At 59.7% G+C, this 2,412-nt stretch carries 3 protein-coding genes; 1 reads left to right on the plus strand and 2 read right to left on the minus strand.

Annotation, left to right across the window (positions count from 1 at the left end; all coding sequences use genetic code 11):
• Both ABYT07_RS20485 and ABYT07_RS20490 read right to left on the minus strand, forming a co-directional pair.
• The coding region (locus ABYT07_RS20485; protein WP_372993848.1) for a cryptochrome/photolyase family protein at positions 1 to 577 on the minus strand (577 nt) is incomplete at its 3' end.
• Positions 571 to 1,236 carry an SDR family NAD(P)-dependent oxidoreductase gene (locus ABYT07_RS20490; RefSeq protein ID WP_372993849.1) on the minus strand — a complete coding sequence of 222 codons (666 nt, stop codon included), beginning with the start codon at positions 1,234 to 1,236 and terminating at the stop codon, positions 571 to 573. The genes ABYT07_RS20485 and ABYT07_RS20490, both read right to left, overlap by 7 nt.
• A gap of 265 nt (positions 1,237 to 1,501) precedes the next feature.
• Here ABYT07_RS20490 and ABYT07_RS20495 point away from each other — a divergent pair.
• A partial coding sequence (locus ABYT07_RS20495; protein ID WP_372993850.1) for a 2-isopropylmalate synthase occupies positions 1,502 to 2,412 on the plus strand: 911 nt, incomplete at its 3' end.

Here is a 2,412-nt window from a genome sequence, read left to right on the forward strand (position 1 = left end):
AAGGGCCATCTACTGTCACATCAGCGGGGGCTGCCTTGCGGTTATCATGGTCGAAATTCCACTTGTCACCAGCGGGTTTATCGCCCTCCATCAACAGTCCGGTTTTGCGCCGCATCTCGCGATAGAAATACTCCATCCGCAAGGCTTTACGCCCGTCCGCCCATGCCTCGAATTCGGCATGTGACGCCAAAAACCGGTCGTCCGGCAAAATCTCGACCTTCAAGGGCGCGTATTTCAGTTTGTCGATCAGCCGCCATTCGCCCGGCTCCGTCGCCAGTACGTCGGCCGCGCCCCTCTGTTCGGCGCGGCGCAGCAATTCCCCCACGATAGAGCCTGCATTTTCCGTATCATCCAGCTGCGTATAGGCGACAGTCCAGCCGTCGTCCTCAAGCGCGCGGGCGAATTTGCGCATCGAGGCAAAGACCAGCGCGATCTTCTTGGGGTGATGTTTGACATAGCTCGCTTCGTCCGCGACCTCGGCCATGACGACGGTATCAGTTGCTTTATCCCCTGCCCGCAAAGCGCTTAGCCCTTCGGACAGTTGATCGCCAAGGACCAGAACCAGCCGCGCTACCATGGCACTGGCTTTCCGGCCCAGTCAAAGAACTGGCCGGTGTCCTTGACCCCAAGTCCGTCAATCACCGACAGCAGGTTTTCCGCCGCCTCGGACGCCTCAACCGCCGGATGCCGCGCGAGGTATTTTTCGGTGAACGGCGTCTTGACCGTACCGGGATGCAACGCCACGCAGATGCTGTGCTTGTGCGACCGCGCCAATTCTATCGACGCAGTATGCACGATCTGGTTCACCGCCGCCTTGGCACTGCGATAGCTGATCCAGCCACCGATTTTATTGTCCCCGATGGACCCAACCCTTGCCGAGAGCACCGCAAACACCCCGCGCCCATCACGCGGCAGCAGATCGGCCGCGTGGCGCAGCACCAAGGCCGGGCCGACAGCGTTCAGGGCAAACTGGTCCATCAACGCTTTTTGAGTGATGGATTTGATGGTTTTCTCCGGCTCCGCCCCGTCAATCTCCAACGCACCTGAAGCTATCAGAACCACATCGAACGGCCCGTTCAAACCGCCGATATGTGCCTGGATGCTCGCCTCGTCCATCAGGTCCAGCCCGTCAACCGACCGCGAAAGGCCCGTCACCTGATCGCCGCGTGCCGCATATGCGGTCGCCAAGGCCGATCCGACCCCACCCGACGCGCCAATAATCAAAATCTGTTTCATAGCCCCCAAGTAGCGGACAAACCGCGCCCTTCAACATCCGCAAACAGAACAACCCAAAAAACTCTTCCCATTTGGGTTTGCAGCGGTATAACGTTGCCTCATGACTTATGCTGATCATACACCGACCCTGACGCGCGCAAGCGCGCCGTCGTTGTGTGCAAACCTACTCCTGCTAATCCGCCTCTGAGCGTGCCATCCGGCGCGCCCGCTCAGAGGGATGTGCAGCGCGCCACGGATGATTAAGCAGAAAGAAAGAACCCAAAACATGACCGATACGACCAAACAAGACCGCGTCTTGATCTTTGACACGACGTTGCGCGATGGCGAACAAAGCCCCGGTGCGACCATGACCCACGCCGAAAAGATCGAAATCGCCGGTCTGCTGGATGAAATGGGCGTCGACATCATCGAGGCCGGTTTTCCCATCGCCTCGGAGGGCGACTTTGCCGCCGTCAGCGAGATCGCAAAACTGTCGAAGAATTCGGTGATCTGCGGGCTGGCGCGGGCGCAGCTTGGCGATATCGACCGCTGTTGGGACGCCGTGAAACACGCAGCCCAGCCGCGCATTCACACCTTTATCGGCACCTCTCCGCTGCACCGTGCCATTCCCAACCTGACCATGGACGAAATGGCCGAGCGGATTCACGAAACGGTCACCCATGCCCGCAACCTGTGTGACAACGTGCAGTGGTCCCCGATGGATGCTACTCGGACCGAACTTGATTATCTCTACCGGACCGTCGAAATCGCGATCAAGGCGGGCGCGACCACGATCAACATCCCCGATACCGTCGGCTATACTGCGCCGCGCGAAAGCGCCGATTTGATCCGCAAGCTGCTCGAAAACGTGCCCGGCGCGGACGAGATCATCTTTGCCACCCATTGCCACAACGACCTTGGCATGGCGACCGCCAACAGCCTTGCGGCTGTCGAGGCAGGCGCGCGCCAGATCGAATGCACCATCAACGGTTTGGGCGAACGCGCGGGCAACACCGCGCTGGAAGAAGTCGTGATGGCCATGAAGGTCCGCAACGACATCATGCCCTACCAGACGGGCGTGGACAGCACCAAGCTGATGAACATCTCGCGCCGTGTCGCGACTGTGTCCGGCTTTGCCGTGCAGTTCAACAAGGCCATCGTCGGCAAGAACGCCTTTGCCCACGAAAGCGGTATCCA

Origin of the sequence: Sulfitobacter sp., from assembly GCF_041552635.1 — a bacterium.
GTDB lineage: Bacteria > Pseudomonadota > Alphaproteobacteria > Rhodobacterales > Rhodobacteraceae > Sulfitobacter.